Genomic DNA, 17,044 nt, shown 5'->3' on the forward strand with positions numbered 1-17,044 from the left:
GGCAAAAAGGACACAGATGATTCCGATTGATGTCGAATGCTTTGCGTAGAGACACTGATGCCACTACTATCGTTCCACTTTCTATGACAATAACGACAGCCTGATGCCAAAATTACGCCTGATTGGATTAACTTTACTCGTACTTAGCGCCACTGCAGTCTCTCATGCCGAAGAGAAGCGCTATGTCTCTGACGAACTGAACACCTGGGTCCGCAGCGGTCCGGGAGATAATTATCGCCTCGTGGGTACGGTTAACGCCGGCGAGGAAGTCACGCTATTACAGACCGATGCCAACACCAACTACGCCCAGGTGAAAGACAGCACCGGACGTACCGCCTGGATCCCACTGAAAGAGCTGAACAGTACGCCAAGCCTGCGTACCCGTGTACCCGATCTGGAAAACCAGGTTAAAACACTGACCGATAAGCTCAATAATATCGATACCACATGGAATCAGCGTACCGCCGATATGCAGCAAAAAGTATCGCAAAGCGACAGCGTGATCGACGGGTTGAAAGAAGAAAACCAGAAGCTGAAGAACGAGCTTATCGTGGCGCAAAAGAAGGTAAGCGCAGCCAACCTTCAGCTTGATGACAAACAGCGTACTATCATCATGCAATGGTTTATGTATGGCGGCGGCGTGCTGGGTCTTGGTCTGCTGCTCGGTCTGGTTCTGCCGCACATGATCCCAAGCCGTAAACGCAAAGATCGCTGGATGAACTGAATCGCCTTCTCCGCCACACTGACATATGATTAAGGGATGTTTTTTTCAAAAGGAAAGTGGCGTGAAGATTTATCTGGTCGGTGGTGCTGTTCGGGATGCGTTATTAGGGCTACCGATTAAAGATAAAGATTGGGTCGTTGTCGGTGCCACGCCGCAGGAGATGCTTGACGCGGGCTATCAGCAGGTAGGCCGCGATTTCCCCGTGTTTCTCCACCCACACTCCCGAGAAGAGTATGCGCTGGCGCGCACCGAACGAAAATCGGGCTCAGGTTACACCGGATTCACCTGTTATGCCGCGCCAGATGTGACGCTGGAAGCCGATCTTCAGCGGCGCGACCTGACCATCAACGCAATGGCCCGCGATGACAACGGGGAGATTATCGACCCGTATAACGGGCGCGACGATCTGGAAAACCGCCTGCTGCGTCATGTTTCCCCGGCTTTTAGCGAAGATCCGCTACGCGTTCTGCGCGTGGCGCGCTTTGCTGCTCGCTATGCGCACCTCGGCTTTCGTATCGCTGACGAAACCATGACGCTGATGCGCGACATGAACGCCGCTGGCGAGCTGGAACACCTGACGCCAGAACGCGTGTGGAAAGAGACAGAAAGCGCCTTAACCACCCGCAACCCACAGGTATTTTTTCAGGTCCTGCGCGATTGCGATGCCCTGCGCGTGCTGTTCCCGGAAGTAGATGCTCTGTTCGGCGTTCCCGCGCCCGCGCAGTGGCACCCGGAAATTGACACCGGCATTCACACGCTGATGACGCTGTCGATGGCAGCCATGTTAAGTCCGGAGGTCGACGTGCGTTTCGCCACGCTGTGTCACGATCTCGGTAAAGCATTAACGCCTAAAGCGCTATGGCCGCGCCATCATGGCCACGGTCCGGCGGGCGTTAAGCTGGTCGAGCAACTGTGTCAGCGCCTGCGCGTGCCGAATGACATCCGCGACTTAGCCAAACTGGTAGCCGAGTTCCACGACCTGATTCATACCTTCCCGATCCTGCAACCGAAAACCATCGTTAAGCTGTTTGATTCCATCGATGCGTGGCGCAAACCGCAGCGCGTGGAGCAAATCGCCCTGACCAGTGAGGCCGACGTACGTGGGCGAACCGGTTTTGAAGCGGCGGATTACCCGCAAGGCAGGCTGTTGCGCGAAGCCTGGCAGGTTGCGCAGGCGGTACCCACGAAAGATGTCGTGGAAGCGGGATTCAAAGGTCAGGCAATTCGTGAAGAACTGACCCGACGCCGCATCGCGGCGGTGGCCAACTGGAAGGAGAAGCGGTGCCCGAAACCTGCCCATTAAACTGGCGTTGCCGAATGGCGGCATAAATGCCTTATCCGGCCTACATATTGCGCCCGCAGGCCGGATAAGCGCAGCGCCATCCGGCATTTAGTGGCGATCAGAAAAAAACCACATAGACGGCAGCCGCCACAACAAAGCGGTAAATCGCAAACGGAATGAACGAGATACGCTTAATCAGCTGCAGGAAGGTTTTGATCGCCACCAGCGCCACAATAAACGCGGTCACAAAGCCGACGGCAAACATTGGGATATCTGATGCGCTAAGGAACGACCAGCTCTTGTAGAGATCCAGCGCCGTCGCGCCCATCATCATCGGCACCGCCAGCAGGAAAGAGAATTCAGAGGCCGCGTAACGGCTCACCCCCATCAGCATACCGCCAGAAATCGTCGCACCGGAACGAGAAAAACCAGGCCATAGCGCCAGACACTGGAAACAGCCAATCATAAACGCCTGTCGATACGTCATATCATCCAGACCCGGCGCGCGCGGCTCTTTCGGTTTGAGGCACTCTGCGACAATCAGCAGCACGCCCCCCACCACCAGCGCATACATCACGTTGATCGGATTAAACAGTGACTTGATGGTGTCGTGGAAGACCAGCCCCAGGACAACGGCTGGAATCATCCCCAACAGGATATGCCCCAGCGTCAGCCGACCTTTACCAGTACCTTCATGCGGGGCCTTGTCAAAGTGAATGCCAATTAAACCAAACAGACGTCGCCAGAACATCACCACTACCGCCAGAATGGAACCCAGTTGGATCACGACTTCAAACGTTTTTGCGGTATCGCCCTCAAAACCTAACAAGTGGCCAACAATTATCATATGGCCGGTACTGGAAACGGGTAGGAACTCCGTCAGCCCTTCGACCACACCCAAAATTGCCGCCACCAGCAGCGAGTGCATATCACTCATCAATAAACCCCTAACGAAAGAGAAAAAACACGGCAAAAAAGAGCCGACGTCAGGACTCTTTTATACCCGTTTGATTTAGAAATTATTAAATTAATTATTTTCTTTCAGATTATTGCCACGCTCAATAACGACCCCGACGTTTGCCGCACGGGCCACCGCACCAGGTTTGCTCAGCTTGATGCGCACCCACGGAGAATTAAAGCGGTTAAGTAGCAGATCCGCCACCTCTTCCGCCACACGTTCTACCAGCGCAAAACGCCCGCCTTCCACATGGTTAACAACCGTTTGAGCAATATCAGCATAGCTCAGGCAATCAGCCACATCATCGCTTTTCGCCGCTTTGCGGTTATCCCATGCCATTTCGATATCGAACACCAACCGTTGTTCGATCGTTTGTTCCCAGTCGTAAACACCAATAGTGGTGATTACAGAAAGTTGCTCTATAAATACAATATCCATCACGACCTGCCTGCTTTTTGGCTAACCCGGATACCACTTCCGGCGAAATATGCGTATTATCCACAGAAGTAGCGTTTTACACGACATTTTCAAAACGGAACAGCTTATGAGTGCAATCGCGCCTGGAATGATTATCTTCGCGTACCTCTGTGGCTCAATTTCCAGTGCTATTCTGGTATGCCGCCTTGCTGGATTGCCGGACCCGCGCGACAGCGGCTCTGGGAATCCGGGCGCGACAAACGTGCTGCGCATCGGTGGCAAGGGAGCCGCCGTCGCGGTACTGATTTTCGACGTCCTGAAAGGTATGTTACCCGTCTGGGGTGCCTATGCGCTAGGCGTCAGCCCCTTCTGGCTGGGATTGATCGCAATCGCCGCCTGTCTGGGACACATTTGGCCGGTATTTTTCGGCTTTAAAGGTGGAAAAGGCGTTGCCACCGCCTTTGGCGCAATTGCGCCGATTGGCTGGGACTTAACCGGCGTGATGGCCGGAACCTGGCTACTAACCGTCCTGTTAAGCGGCTATTCGTCGTTAGGCGCTATCGTCAGTGCGCTGATCGCCCCTTTTTACGTCTGGTGGTTCAATCCCCAGTTCACTTTCCCGGTGTCCATGTTGTCGTGCTTAATTCTGCTTCGTCACCATGACAACATTCAGCGTCTGTGGCGTCGTCAGGAGCCGAAGATCTGGACCAAGCTAAAGAAAAAACGCGAAAAAGACCCCGAGTGATTTTATTGTCGGATAGCGACGCGTCGGCGTCTTATCCGGCCTCGGGGATGTGATACCCCTCCACCGGTTTGCCTAATCGGTTCTGACACCACGTCGCCAGAAACTCCACGCACACGCGAAGCTTCACGCTGCGATACAACGGCTCCTGATAAACCGCCCAGATATTGGCGCTTTGCGCATAGTCCGGTAGCACCCGCACCAGTTCACCGCTAGCCAGAAACGGTTGTACGTCCCATTCAGAACGCAGCATGATCCCTTTTCCCTGCAGCGCCCACTGCAGCACAATCTCACCGCTGTTAGAGGAAAGATGTCCCGCCACCTTAACCGACTTTTTCTCCTGGCCGTTATCCAGTTCCCACACCCCGTGAGTCATATCCCGTTCTTTGGTGACCAGACAATCATGCCGAATTAATTCCTGTAACGTCATCGGCTCACCGTATTTTTGTAAATACGTCGGGGCCGCACACAATATTCTTTTGTTTTTCGTTAACAAATGCGCAATATAATAATCCGGAATTTCATCATTAATACGAATATCCAAATCGATATTATCCTGCGCCAAATCAATTTGCCGATCGTAAAGTTCAAAATGCACCTGTAATTCCGGATAGCTATGCATCAATTCGGTAATTGCCGGTGCAATATAACTGCGCCCAAAACCAAAGCTACAGCCGATACGAATCATCCCTGCCGGACGCGTTTTGAGTTGCGTAACGTCATCGACCAGATGCTGATAACCTGCGAGGATCGCCTGCGCATGTTCATAGCAACGTTGACCACTCTCAGTGAGCGCTACGCCACGCGCAGAGCGGCTTAGCAACGTAGCCCCTAGTGTGGACTCAAGGATCTGAATGCGTTTCGTCACAAACGCCGGCGTTTGCCCCAGCGTCGCAGCGGCGGCGCTGAAACTGCCGCTATGCACAATTTCAACCAGCACCTGCAGGTCTTTCGCCAGGGGATACGTGTTCAGCATGATCGGTAATCCGTAATGTGGTTAACCGCAGTGTAATTCTCCCATACGTATTAAACCCTGCCCTGGCGCAATTTTTATTGCCTTATCTGGACATCATTCACGAACTGTTAATTAGATATTCACAGTGCCAAATAATATAAAACCACATTTTTAGTGGTAGTTTGTGGCGGAGAATTTATTTCCAGACAAATAAAAGAACTGGAGTTAATAAGATGAGCAATCAAAATAACCAACAAGCGATAACTACGCTGACGAACATTGTCGCCGACTTTACCGCCATGATTTCTACCCGCATGCCTGACGATGTTGTGGATAAATTAAAACAGCTGCGTGAAGGCGAAACATCAAAGATGGGTAAAATCATCTACCACACCATGTTTGACAACATGCAGAAAGCTATCGACCTGAACCGTCCTGCCTGTCAGGACACCGGGGAGATTATGTTCTTCGTGAAGGTCGGTTCCCGTTTTCCGCTACTTGGCGAACTACAAAGCATTCTGAAACAGGCCGTTGAAGACGCCACGGTAAAAGCGCCGCTGCGCCATAACGCGGTTGAGATTTTTGACGAAGTGAATACCGGAAAAAATACCGGTACCGGTGTGCCGTGGGTCACCTGGGACATCATCCCTGATAATGATGACGCGGAAATCGAAGTCTACATGGCAGGCGGCGGCTGTACGCTGCCGGGGCGCTCGAAAGTGTTAATGCCTTCTGAAGGCTACGAAGGCGTGGTGAAATTTGTCTTCGAAAATATCTCCACGCTGGCAGTCAACGCCTGTCCGCCGGTGCTGGTGGGCGTAGGTATTGCCACCTCCGTAGAAACCGCTGCCGTGCTTTCTCGTAAAGCGGTGCTGCGCCCAATCGGTTCACGCCATCCAAACCCAAAAGCGGCAGAACTGGAACTGCGCCTGGAAGAAGGACTTAACCGTCTGGGCATTGGGCCGCAAGGGTTGACCGGGAATAGCTCAGTGATGGGTGTGCATATCGAATCCGCCGCGCGCCACCCGTCGACTATCGGCGTTGCCGTCTCTACCGGCTGCTGGGCGCATCGTCGCGGCACGCTGTTGGTTCATGCCGACCTCTCCTTCGAAAACCTGTCTCACACCCGGAGCGCGTTATGAAAAAGATCCTCACAACCCCGATCAAAGCCGAAGATCTGGCAGACATTCGCGTTGGCGATGTCATTTACCTGACCGGTACGCTGGTGACCTGCCGTGACGTTTGCCACCGCCGCCTGATCGAACTGAAGCGCCCGATTCCTTATGACCTGAACGGCAAAGCCATTTTCCATGCGGGCCCGATCGTCCGTAAGAACGGTGAAAAATGGGAGATGGTCTCCGTCGGCCCAACTACCAGCATGCGTATGGAAGCGTTTGAGAAAGACTTTATCGAGCAGACGGGCGTCAAGCTGGTGGTCGGCAAGGGCGGCATGGGACCGCTGACGGAAGAAGGCTGCAAACAGTTCAAAGCGCTGCACGTCATCTTCCCGGCTGGCTGTGCGGTCGTGGCGGCAACTCAGGTTGAAGAAATTGAAGAGGTACACTGGACTGAACTCGGCATGCCGGAATCTCTGTGGGTATGCCGGGTAAAAGAGTTCGGCCCGCTGATCGTTTCCATCGATACCCACGGCAATAACCTGATTGCCGAAAACAAAAAGCTGTTCGCTGAACGTCGCGATCCTATCGTCGATGAAATCTGCGAGCACGTGCACTACATCAAATAACCCTCCCGGAGGGGCGTAACGCCTCTCCCTCTTCGCAGGGATACAACAATGGCACCTTTAGCTGGTTGGTGGCGATACCTGGCTCCGCTGGTGGTCATCGCCATTATTGCTGTTCTGCCCGTCCCCACCGGTCTTGAGAGTCATACCTGGCTCTATTTTGCCGTCTTTACCGGTGTGATTGTCGGGCTTATTCTGGAACCTGTACCGGGCGCAGTGGTGGCGATGATTGGAATTTCGATCATCGCCGTCCTTTCACCGTGGCTGCTGTTCAGCCCGGAGCAACTCGCGCAGGACGGTTTTAAATTTACCGCCAAATCGCTGTCGTGGGCGGTATCTGGATTCTCAAACTCGGTTATCTGGCTGATCTTCGCGGCCTTTATGTTTGGTACCGGCTATGAAAAAACCGGGCTCGGTCGGCGTATCGCGCTGATGCTGGTGAAAAAGATGGGACACCGGACGCTTTTTCTCGGCTATGCGGTGATGTTCTCAGAGCTGATCCTCGCTCCCGTCACGCCTTCCAACTCCGCGCGCGGAGCCGGAATAATCTACCCGATTATCCGCAACCTGCCGCCGCTGTATAATTCACAACCCAATAGCGCCAGTTCACGCTCCATTGGCTCGTACATCATGTGGATGGGCATTGTCGCTGACTGCGTTACCAGCGCTATTTTCTTAACGGCGATGGCACCGAACCTGCTGTTGATCGGCCTGATGAAAGGCGCGTCCCACACGGCGCTGAGCTGGGGCGACTGGTTCTTAGGCATGCTGCCACTGAGCATTTTGCTGGTGCTGATCGTGCCGTGGCTGGCATATGTGTTGTATCCACCGGTACTGAAATCCGGCGATCAGGTTCCACGCTGGGCGGATACAGAGCTAAAAGCGATGGGACCACTCTGCGCCCGCGAGAAAAAGATGCTGGTGCTGATGGTCGGCGCACTGGTGTTGTGGATTTTCGGCGGCGATTTTATTGACGCGGCGATGGTCGGATACAGCGTAGTGGCGTTGATGCTGGTTTTGCGCATCATCAACTGGGATGACATCGTCAGTAATAAAGCCGCGTGGAACGTCTTTTTCTGGCTGGCCTCGCTGATAACGCTCGCCACCGGGCTCAATAACACCGGTTTTATCACCTGGTTCGGCAAGCTGCTGGCGGGAGGACTGAGCGGCTATTCGCCGATGATGGTGATGGTAGCGCTGATCGTGGTGTTCTACCTGCTGCGATACTTCTTTGCCAGCGCCACGGCGTATACCTCTGCCCTCGCGCCGATGATGATTGCCGCCGCGCTGGCAATGCCGGAAATCCCGCTACCGGTCTTCTGCCTGATGGTCGGCGCCGCCATTGGCCTGGGCAGTATTCTGACCCCGTACGCCACCGGTCCTAGCCCTATCTACTACGGCAGCGGTTATTTGCCGACGGTGGATTACTGGCGGCTCGGTGCTATTTTTGGCCTGATTTTCCTCGTGCTACTGGTGATCACCGGTCTGGTCTGGATGCCCCTCGTTTTACTGTAAACCCCATTGGGGCGGCGTATTGTCGCCCCTTTTTCCATAAGCTTCTCATATGACCCTTTTCCCGATGCGCTGAGGCATACTTTTTTGTATGCAAACACCCTCATGCTGATAGGGGAAACGCTCTGGACACGGTTGCGCACGAGACACTCACACGGGGCTGGCAGGCCGAACTGGATCTGCATTTTACCCGCACCGGGCACAAAACGGTGCTCGCCTCGGCGCGTCATCATGGTCCATTGACGGTTCAGCGTCCGTTTTACCCGGAAGAGGAGGTCTGTCACCTCTATTTGCTGCATCCACCTGCGGGGATCGTTGGCGGAGATGAGCTTCATATTGCCGTCACGCTCGACGAAAACAGCCATGCGTTAATCACCCAGCCCGGCGCGGGCAAGTTTTATCGCAGCCGAGGGCCACAAGCGTTGCTGCGCCAGCACTTTACCCTCGCCTCGCATGCCACGCTGGAGTGGTTGCCGCAGGATACGATCCTCTTTCCCGGCGCCAACGCCGCTATTCAGACCGTCTTTCATCTGACATCCGCAAGCCGCCTGCTGGCCTGGGATCTGTTGTGTCTTGGGCGACCGGTTATGCAAGAGACCTTCAGCCACGGCGTGCTGCAAAACCGTCTGGAAGTGTGGCGAGATGACCAGCCGCTGTTGATAGAACGCTTGATATTGCAGGAGGGGAATCTGAGTGGCATTGCGCATCATCCCTGGGTCGGCACGTTGCTGTGTTATCCGGCCAGCGAACACATGCTGGAGGGCACGCGCGAGCGGCTTACACCGCTTGGCGATTACGCCGGGGCAACGCTTAATGACTCGCTGCTAACAATCCGCTTTCTTGCCGACGACAACCTGATTGTACAGCGCGTTATGCGTGACATCTGGCAATTCCTACGCCCGTTGCTGACACACAAAGCGCCTGTGCTACCGCGAATCTGGCAAACCTAAGAGAACCCTTATGGAACTGACTCCCAGAGAAAAAGACAAGTTGTTGCTGTTTACCGCCGCGCTGGTGGCGGAACGTCGCCTGGCCCGCGGGCTGAAGCTGAACTACCCGGAATCGGTGGCGCTGATTAGCGCTTTCATCATGGAAGGGGCGCGCGACGGGCAAACCGTGGCCGCGCTGATGGAGGACGGGCGTCACGTCCTGCGCCGCGATCAGGTGATGGAAGGCGTACCTGAAATGATCCCGGATATTCAGGTTGAAGCCACATTTCCGGACGGATCGAAGCTGGTCACCGTCCACAACCCGATCGTCTAAGGAGCGGCAATGATCCCAGGTGAATATCAGATCGCAAAAGGCAATATCGCACTCAATCCAGGGCGGGAGATCTGCACGATCGTGGTGGAAAATCATGGCGACAGGCCCATCCAGGTGGGATCGCACTATCACTTTTACGAAGTGAACCCGGCGCTGCGCTTTGACAGGCTGGCCGCACGCGGCTTTCGTCTGAACATTGCTGCGGGCACAGCGGTGCGTTTTGAGCCAGGACAAAAACGCGAAGTCGAACTGGTGCGCGTTGCTGGCGCACAAAGGATCGTGGGTTTTCGCAGCGAAGTAATGGGCGCGCTGGAGGCAGATAATGAGTGAAATTTCCCGGCAGGCGTACGCCGACATGTTTGGCCCAACCACCGGCGATAAAGTGCGTCTGGCGGATACCGACCTGTGGATCGAGGTAGAAAAAGACTTCACCACCTACGGCGAAGAGGTCAAATTCGGCGGCGGAAAAGTGATCCGCGACGGCATGGGCCAGGGGCAAATGCGCGCCGATGCATGTGTGGATCTGGTAATAACCAACGCGCTGATCGTCGATCACTGGGGGATCGTGAAAGCGGATATCGGTATCAAAGCCGGCAGGATCTTCGCCATCGGCAAGGCAGGTAATCCCGATATTCAGCCCAACGTTACGATCCCGATAGGCGTGGGAACTGAAGTCATCGCCGGGGAAGGCAAGATCGTCACCGCGGGCGGCGTGGATACGCATATTCACTGGATCTGCCCACAGCAGGCGCAAGAGGCGCTGGTTTCCGGCGTGACGACGATGATCGGCGGCGGCACCGGTCCGGCCGCGGGAACGCACGCCACCACCTGTACGCCGGGTCCGTGGTACATCGCACGCATGCTGCAGGCGGCGGACGCGTTGCCGGTTAACATCGGTTTACTGGGCAAAGGTAACGGCTCAAATCCTGACGCCCTGCGCGAGCAAATCACCGCGGGCGCAATTGGCCTGAAAATCCATGAAGACTGGGGTGCCATGCCTGCCGCCATCGACTGCGCACTGACCGTGGCCGACGAGATGGACATCCAGGTCGCGTTGCACAGCGACACGCTCAATGAGTCCGGTTTCGTGGAAGATACGCTGGCGGCGATTGGCGATCGCACCATTCATACTTTTCACACCGAAGGCGCGGGCGGCGGTCATGCACCGGATATCATCACCGCCTGCGCGCATCCGAATATCCTGCCCTCCTCTACGAACCCGACGCTGCCCTATACCATCAACACCATCGACGAGCATCTCGACATGCTGATGGTTTGCCACCATCTCGATCCGGATATCGCCGAAGACGTGGCCTTTGCCGAATCACGCATTCGCCGGGAAACGATCGCTGCCGAAGATGTGCTGCATGACATTGGCGCCTTTTCCCTGACCTCGTCCGATTCGCAGGCAATGGGGCGCGTGGGCGAAGTGATCCTGCGCACCTGGCAGGTGGCACACCGTATGAAGGTGCAGCGTGGAGCTTTGGCAGAAGAAACCGGCGACAACGACAACCTGCGCGTTAAACGCTACGTCGCCAAATACACCATTAATCCGGCGCTAACCCACGGTATCGCCCATGAAGTCGGCTCCGTTGAGCCTGGCAAACTGGCCGATCTGGTGCTGTGGTCACCGGCATTCTTTGGCGTAAAACCGGCGACGATCGTTAAAGGCGGGATGATCGTCTGTGCGCCGATGGGCGACATCAATGCCTCGATCCCCACCCCGCAGCCGGTGCATTACCGCATGATGTTCGGCGCACTTGGCGCAGCGCGGCATCACACCCGGCTGACCTTTATTTCGCAAGCCGCTGACGCGCAAAACATCGCGCAGCAGCTCAACCTGCAAAGCGCCATCGCCGTCGTCAAAGGCTGCAGAACGGTGAAAAAGGCCGACATGATCCACAACGACCTGCAACCCAATATCACCGTCGATGCTCAGACCTACGAGGTGCGTATTGATGGCGAACTGATTACCAGCGAACCGGCAAACGTTTTGCCGATGGCACAACGCTATTTTCTGTTTTGAGGAGTGACGATGATCTACCTGACCCAACGCCTTGACCACGCTCACCGCGCCACCGCAAGCGTCACGCTACCCATTGATATGCGGGTAAAAAGTCGTGCCAGAGTGGCGCTGAACGACGGTCGCGAAGCCGGGCTAATACTACCGCGCGGTTTGCTGTTACGCGGTGGCGACCTGCTGACCACCGACGATGGCAGCGAGGTGATCGAAGTGATCGCCGCGCCGGAGTCGGTTTCCGTGGTGCGCTGCGCCGATCCTTTCCTGCTCGCCAAAGCCTGTTATCACCTCGGCAATCGCCACGTTCCGCTGCAAATCCTGCCCGATGAGCTGCGCTACCACCACGATCACGTGCTGGACGCCATGCTGCGCCAGTTCAACCTCGAGGTGACGTTCGCTCAACTACCGTTTGAACCGGAAGCAGGCGCTTATGCCAGTGAATCACACGGGCATCATCACGGCCATGCGCACTGATGCATAACACCCAACAGCTGCGTCTGATGCAGCTCGCCAGCAGCGCTCTCCCGGTGGGGTCGTTTACCTGGTCCCAGGGTCTGGAGTGGGCGGTGGAAATCGGCTGGGTGAAAAGCGTCGATGACTTCTCTGCCTGGCAAATTCAACAGATGGAGCAGAACTTTTTTACCGTCGACCTACCGCTGCTGGCGAGGCTGTATCACGCCTGCGAGCAGGACGATCTCGCTTCCGCGCGCCGCTGGACCACTTACCTGTTGGCCTGTCGCGAAACCCGCGAACTGCGGGATGAAGAACGCAGCCGGGGCGCGGCGTTTACGCGGCTGGTCACCGACTGGGAGGCGGATTGCTCGCGAGAGTGGCGCACTCTCTTCGCCGACAGCCAGCTTTGCGGCATGGCCTGGCTGGGCGTGCGCTGGAAAATCCCCCTGACCGAGCTGGCGTTAAGCCTCGGCTACAGCTGGATTGAGAGCGCAGTGATGGCTGGCGTCAAGCTGGTTCCTTTTGGACAACAGGCGGCCCAGCGTTTGATTATTGCGCTCTGCGATCGCTATGCGCAGGGTCTGGCACAGGCGCTGGCGTGTCCTGACGCCAGTCTCGGCTCCGCAACGCCGTTGGCCGCCATCGCCTCTGCCCGGCATGAAACGCAATATTCCCGATTATTCCGCTCCTGAGGAGAAAAAATGAGTAACAGCAAGCATCCCCTGCGCGTAGGCGTTGGCGGCCCGGTCGGTTCCGGCAAAACGGCGCTGCTGGAAGCGTTATGCAAAGCCATGCGCAGCAGCTATCAACTGGCGGTAGTCACCAACGATATCTACACCAAAGAAGATCAGCGCATTCTCACCGAGGCGGGCGCCCTGGAGCCAGACAGGATCGTCGGTGTGGAAACCGGCGGTTGCCCGCATACCGCCATCCGCGAAGATGCATCGATGAATCTGGCTGCCGTAGAGGCGTTAAGCGAGAAATTCGGCAATCTGGATCTGATTTTTGTGGAAAGCGGCGGCGATAACCTGAGCGCCACCTTTAGTCCGGAACTCGCGGATCTGACAATCTATGTGATCGACGTTGCCGAAGGCGAGAAGATCCCGCGTAAGGGAGGCCCGGGGATCACTAAATCCGATTTTCTGGTTATCAATAAAACCGATCTGGCCCCTTACGTCGGCGCCTCGCTGGAGGTGATGGAACGCGATACCCTGCGTATGCGCGGCGAGCGTCCGTGGACGTTCAGTAATTTAAAATCCGGAGAGGGTCTGGAAAAAATTATCGCGTTTCTGGAAGAGAAAGGAATGCTGCGGATGTAGCGTCTTGCCCGGTAACATTGCGCCACCGGGCAAAAATCACGCCGCCGGTAATTCCGCCAGTGGCCAGCGTGGACGCACGGTCACGCCAAGATCCGCCGTTGCGCCTGCTTTAAAACGCACCATGCCCGCGTAGGCGATCATCGCCCCGTTGTCGGTACAAAATTCCGGACGCGCGTAAAATACTTCGCCACGACGTTTTTGCATCATCTCAGCCAGTTTTGCGCGTAGTGTACGGTTAGCGCTCACGCCCCCCGCCATCACCAGACGTTTAAAACCGGTTTGATCCAGCGCGCGTTTACACTTGATCATCAGCGTATCAACTACCGCATCTTCAAAGGCTCGGGCGATATCTGCGCGCGTCTGATCGTCATTTTCGTTATTACGAATGGTATTCGCGGCAAAGGTTTTCAGCCCGGAGAAGCTGAAATCCAGCCCCGGACGATCGGTCATCGGGCGCGGGAAGACAAAACGTTTTTCAACGCCTTGCGAGGCCAGCTTTGACAGCATTGGACCGCCAGGATAATCCAGTCCCAGCAGCTTGGCGGTTTTGTCGAACGCTTCGCCAGCAGCATCATCAATCGATTCGCCGAGTAATTCATACTGACCGATACCGGTGACGCTGATAAGCTGCGTGTGACCGCCAGAAACCAGCAGCGCGACGAACGGAAAAGCAGGCGGATTATCTTCCAGCATCGGCGCCAGCAGATGCCCTTCCATATGGTGCACAGGAATTGCTGGTACGCCCCAGGCGAACGCCAGTGAACGTCCTACGGTTGCGCCAACCAGCAGCGCACCAACCAAACCAGGACCTGCGGTATACGCTACCGCATCAATCTCTTTTGCCGTCAGTCCCGCCTCTTTCAGCGCGGCCTGGATCAGCGGTACGGTTTTACGTACGTGATCGCGCGAGGCCAGTTCTGGCACTACGCCGCCGTAGTCAGCGTGTAATTTCACCTGACTATACAATTGGTTGGCTAAAAGACCTTTTTCATCGTCGTAAATGGCGATGCCGGTTTCATCGCAGGATGTTTCAATACCCAGTACACGCATGACTTGTTTTACCTCGCTCTATTACCGCGCAGTGTAGGACCAATGCGGGTTGATGTAAAACTTTGTTCGCCCCAGGAGTTCCGCTCGTGTATACTCCTTGTCCTTATAAAAGTCCCTTTCAAAATCGCGTCGGTGCTTTACAAAGCAGCAGCAATTGCAGTAAAATTCCGCACCATTTTGAAATAAGCTGGCGTTGATGCCAGCGGCAAACCGAATTTATTAAAGGTGAGAGTTACATGCCGGTAATTAAAGTACGTGAAAACGAGCCGTTCGACGTAGCACTGCGTCGCTTCAAGCGTTCATGCGAAAAAGCAGGTGTTCTGGCGGAAGTTCGTCGTCGTGAGTTCTATGAAAAACCGACTACCGAACGTAAGCGCGCTAAAGCTTCTGCTGTGAAACGTCACGCGAAGAAACTGGCTCGCGAAAACGCACGCCGCACTCGTCTGTACTAATCTATTGAGAGCCAAAGCTCTCAATTCAGACTGAGTTGTAGTTGTAAGGCCGTGCTTCCGGAAGGAATGCGCGGCTTATTTTCGTTTATGCATTGGCATATACACAAAATCATTCAGTATGCATCAAGGCGGCAAGTGAGTGAAGCCCCGGAGCTTACATAAGTAAGTGACAGGGGTGAGCGAGCGCAGCCAACACAGAGGCAGGCTGAAGGATGAAGTGTATAAAAGGGGCATATGGCTGGACGAATTCCACGCGTATTTATCAATGACCTGCTGGCAAGAACCGACATCGTCGATCTCATCGACGCGCGGGTAAAGCTGAAAAAGCAGGGCAAAAATTATCACGCGTGCTGTCCGTTCCATAACGAAAAAACCCCCTCTTTCACCGTAAACGGTGAAAAACAGTTTTATCACTGCTTTGGGTGTGGCGCGCATGGCAACGCCGTCGACTTTCTCATGAACTACGACAAGCTCGAGTTTGTGGAAACCGTCGAAGAACTGGCCGCAATGCACAACCTTGAAGTGCCCTATGAAGCAGGCAGTGGCCCCAGTCAGATAGAGCGCCATCAACGGCAAAGCCTTTATCAATTGATGGACGGCCTGAACACTTTTTATCAACAGTCTTTGATGCAACCCGCCGCTACCCCTGCGCGCCAGTACCTGGAAAAGCGAGGATTAAGTAGCGACGTTATCACCCGTTTTGCTATTGGTTTTGCGCCCCCCGGCTGGGACAACGTCCTGAAACGGTTTGGCGGTAATGCTGAAAATCGCAAATCGCTGGTCGATGCGGGGATGTTGGTCACCAACGATCAGGGACGCAGTTACGATCGCTTCCGCGAACGGGTGATGTTCCCCATCCGCGACAAACGTGGTCGGGTCATTGGTTTTGGTGGACGCGTGCTGGGCGATGCCCTGCCGAAGTATCTGAACTCCCCGGAAACCGATATTTTCCATAAAGGTCGCCAGCTGTATGGTCTTTATGAAGCCCAGCAAGATAACGCCGATCCACAGCGCCTGTTAGTGGTAGAAGGCTATATGGATGTGGTGGCGCTGGCGCAATACGGCATTAACTACGCCGTGGCATCCCTTGGGACGTCAACCACCGCCGATCACATCCAACTGTTGTTCCGCGCGACGAACAACGTAATTTGCTGTTACGACGGCGACCGTGCCGGACGCGACGCAGCATGGCGCGCGCTGGAAACCGCACTGCCCTATATGACAGACGGACGCCAGCTACGCTTTATGTTTTTACCTGACGGCGAAGACCCCGATACGCTGGTGCGTAAAGAAGGGAAAGAGGCCTTTGAAGCCCGGATGGAGCAGGCGCTGCCGCTCTCCGCGTTTTTATTTAACAGCCTGTTGCCGCAGGTGGATTTGAGTACCCCGGACGGACGCGCACAGCTCAGCACGCTGGCATTACCGCTGATTACTCAGGTACCAGGCGAAACGTTGCGCATTTACCTGCGACAGGAGTTGGGAAACAAGCTCGGCATTCTGGATGACAGCCAGCTTGAACGTTTAATGCCAAAACTGGCAGAAAATGGGGCTTCCCGCCCTGTTCCACAGCTAAAACGTACGACCATGCGTATACTTATAGGGTTGCTGGTGCAGAACCCGGAGCTCGCCCCGCTGGTTCCACCGTTAGGCGCACTCGATAGCAATAAGCTGCCTGGACTTGGCTTATTCAGAGAACTGGTCAACACTTGTCTGGCTCAGCCAGGTCTGACCACCGGGCAACTTTTAGAACACTACCGTGGCACAAATGATGCTGCGACCCTTGAAAAACTGTCGATGTGGGACGATATAGCAGATAAAGATATCGCGGAAAAAACCTTCACCGACTCACTCAACCATATGTTTGATTCGATGCTTGAACTGCGCCAGGAAGAGTTGATAGCTCGTGAGCGCACACACGGTTTAAGCAGCGAAGAACGCAGGGAACTCTGGACACTGAACCAGGAACTGGCCAGGAAATAAGAGAAAGACAAAACAAAGACAAAATCATTCGCGTTGTATCAAGGCAGCAAGTGAACGAACGCCTGGGAGTGTACATAAGTACATGACCAGGAAAAGAGAACGCAGCTAACGCAGAGACAACGTGAAGGATGAAGTATTTAACGGCTTAACTGCCGAATATCGATCGGGAAGCCCCC

General features: G+C 55.1%; 19 protein-coding genes. 15 read left to right on the plus strand and 4 right to left on the minus strand.

All coding sequences use genetic code 11. From position 1 onward, the window contains the following. Window positions 1-103: 103 nt before the first annotated feature. Both HV041_RS23450 and HV041_RS23455 read left to right on the plus strand, forming a co-directional pair. Window positions 104-724 (plus strand): TIGR04211 family SH3 domain-containing protein, encoded by a 621-nt coding sequence (locus HV041_RS23450; RefSeq protein ID WP_121585060.1) that lies wholly within the window; start codon window positions 104-106, stop codon window positions 722-724. 61 nt (window positions 725-785) lie between these two features. Continuing rightward, window positions 786-2,027, plus strand: a complete 1,242-nt coding sequence (locus tag HV041_RS23455; protein ID WP_121585061.1) for a multifunctional CCA addition/repair protein — start codon at window positions 786-788, stop codon at window positions 2,025-2,027. Window positions 2,028-2,124: 97 nt separating this feature from the next. Here the strand turns inward: HV041_RS23455 and bacA are convergent, their stop codons facing one another. Together bacA and folB are read right to left on the minus strand one after the other, a co-directional pair. Next, window positions 2,125-2,943 carry an undecaprenyl-diphosphate phosphatase gene (gene bacA / locus HV041_RS23460; protein WP_121585062.1) on the minus strand — a complete coding sequence of 273 codons (819 nt, stop codon included), beginning with the start codon at window positions 2,941-2,943 and terminating at the stop codon, window positions 2,125-2,127. 90 nt (window positions 2,944-3,033) lie between these two features. Then, window positions 3,034-3,402 (minus strand): bifunctional dihydroneopterin aldolase/7,8-dihydroneopterin epimerase, encoded by a 369-nt coding sequence (gene folB, locus HV041_RS23465; RefSeq protein WP_101742464.1) that lies wholly within the window; start codon window positions 3,400-3,402, stop codon window positions 3,034-3,036. 106 nt (window positions 3,403-3,508) lie between these two features. On the opposite strand from folB, the gene plsY reads away from it, so the two are divergent. Then, window positions 3,509-4,126 carry a glycerol-3-phosphate 1-O-acyltransferase PlsY gene (gene plsY, locus HV041_RS23470; RefSeq protein ID WP_003024662.1) on the plus strand — a complete coding sequence of 206 codons (618 nt, stop codon included), beginning with the start codon at window positions 3,509-3,511 and terminating at the stop codon, window positions 4,124-4,126. Between the two features lie 31 nt (window positions 4,127-4,157). Here plsY and HV041_RS23475 read toward each other — a convergent pair whose 3' ends face one another. Next, window positions 4,158-5,099: a LysR family transcriptional regulator gene (locus tag HV041_RS23475; RefSeq protein ID WP_121585063.1), complete on the minus strand. Its 942-nt coding sequence runs from the start codon at window positions 5,097-5,099 to the stop codon at window positions 4,158-4,160. A 212-nt stretch (window positions 5,100-5,311) separates the two neighbouring features. Between HV041_RS23475 and ttdA the strand changes: the two genes are divergently transcribed. The 10 genes from ttdA (at window position 5,312) to ureG (ending at window position 13,386) form a co-directional block, all read left to right on the plus strand. After that, window positions 5,312-6,220 (plus strand): L(+)-tartrate dehydratase subunit alpha, encoded by a 909-nt coding sequence (ttdA, locus tag HV041_RS23480; protein ID WP_121585064.1) that lies wholly within the window; start codon window positions 5,312-5,314, stop codon window positions 6,218-6,220. Further along, window positions 6,217-6,822 (plus strand): L(+)-tartrate dehydratase subunit beta, encoded by a 606-nt coding sequence (ttdB, locus tag HV041_RS23485; protein ID WP_003828447.1) that lies wholly within the window; start codon window positions 6,217-6,219, stop codon window positions 6,820-6,822. The genes ttdA and ttdB overlap by 4 nt, the downstream gene beginning before the upstream one ends. Window positions 6,823-6,870: 48 nt before the next feature. Further along, on the plus strand, window positions 6,871-8,334 hold the full coding sequence (locus tag HV041_RS23490) for an anion permease (protein ID WP_121585065.1): 1,464 nt from the start codon (window positions 6,871-6,873) through the stop codon (window positions 8,332-8,334). 122 nt (window positions 8,335-8,456) lie between these two features. Beyond that, entirely contained in the window at window positions 8,457-9,281 is an 825-nt protein-coding gene (locus HV041_RS23495) for an urease accessory protein UreD (protein ID WP_202617567.1), read from the plus strand. A 10-nt stretch (window positions 9,282-9,291) separates the two neighbouring features. After that, window positions 9,292-9,594, plus strand: a complete 303-nt coding sequence (locus tag HV041_RS23500; protein ID WP_003024678.1) for an urease subunit gamma — start codon at window positions 9,292-9,294, stop codon at window positions 9,592-9,594. Between the two features lie 9 nt (window positions 9,595-9,603). Further along, the gene (locus HV041_RS23505) at window positions 9,604-9,924 is read left to right on the plus strand and encodes an urease subunit beta (protein WP_101742458.1); all 321 of its coding nucleotides are present in this window, start codon (window positions 9,604-9,606) and stop codon (window positions 9,922-9,924) included. After that, on the plus strand, window positions 9,917-11,620 hold the full coding sequence (gene ureC, locus HV041_RS23510; RefSeq protein WP_165712693.1) for an urease subunit alpha: 1,704 nt from the start codon (window positions 9,917-9,919) through the stop codon (window positions 11,618-11,620). Before HV041_RS23505 ends, ureC begins: the two co-directional genes overlap by 8 nt. A 9-nt stretch (window positions 11,621-11,629) precedes the next feature. After that, a complete protein-coding gene (gene ureE / locus HV041_RS23515) occupies window positions 11,630-12,088 on the plus strand; it encodes an urease accessory protein UreE (RefSeq protein WP_121585068.1) in 459 nt (152 codons plus the stop codon). Beyond that, window positions 12,088-12,759 (plus strand): urease accessory protein UreF, encoded by a 672-nt coding sequence (locus HV041_RS23520; RefSeq protein ID WP_121585069.1) that lies wholly within the window; start codon window positions 12,088-12,090, stop codon window positions 12,757-12,759. The genes ureE and HV041_RS23520 overlap by 1 nt, the downstream gene beginning before the upstream one ends. A gap of 9 nt (window positions 12,760-12,768) precedes the next feature. Then, window positions 12,769-13,386 carry an urease accessory protein UreG gene (ureG, locus tag HV041_RS23525; protein ID WP_115601438.1) on the plus strand — a complete coding sequence of 206 codons (618 nt, stop codon included), beginning with the start codon at window positions 12,769-12,771 and terminating at the stop codon, window positions 13,384-13,386. 36 nt (window positions 13,387-13,422) lie between these two features. Here ureG and tsaD read toward each other — a convergent pair whose 3' ends face one another. Next, entirely contained in the window at window positions 13,423-14,436 is a 1,014-nt protein-coding gene (tsaD, locus tag HV041_RS23530) for a tRNA (adenosine(37)-N6)-threonylcarbamoyltransferase complex transferase subunit TsaD (RefSeq protein ID WP_003024694.1), read from the minus strand. Between the two features lie 236 nt (window positions 14,437-14,672). Here tsaD and rpsU point away from each other — a divergent pair, with 236 nt between their 5' ends. Together rpsU and dnaG are read left to right on the plus strand one after the other, a co-directional pair. Then, complete coding sequence (gene rpsU / locus HV041_RS23535) at window positions 14,673-14,888, plus strand: 30S ribosomal protein S21 (RefSeq protein WP_001144069.1); 216 nt, start codon at window positions 14,673-14,675, stop codon at window positions 14,886-14,888. Window positions 14,889-15,122: 234 nt separating this feature from the next. Next, window positions 15,123-16,868 (plus strand): DNA primase, encoded by a 1,746-nt coding sequence (gene dnaG / locus HV041_RS23540; protein WP_048213264.1) that lies wholly within the window; start codon window positions 15,123-15,125, stop codon window positions 16,866-16,868. Window positions 16,869-17,044 lie beyond the last annotated feature (176 nt).

The organism is Citrobacter sp. RHBSTW-00029 (assembly GCF_014104295.1).
In the GTDB taxonomy this organism is placed as follows: Bacteria; Pseudomonadota; Gammaproteobacteria; order Enterobacterales; family Enterobacteriaceae; genus Citrobacter; species Citrobacter youngae.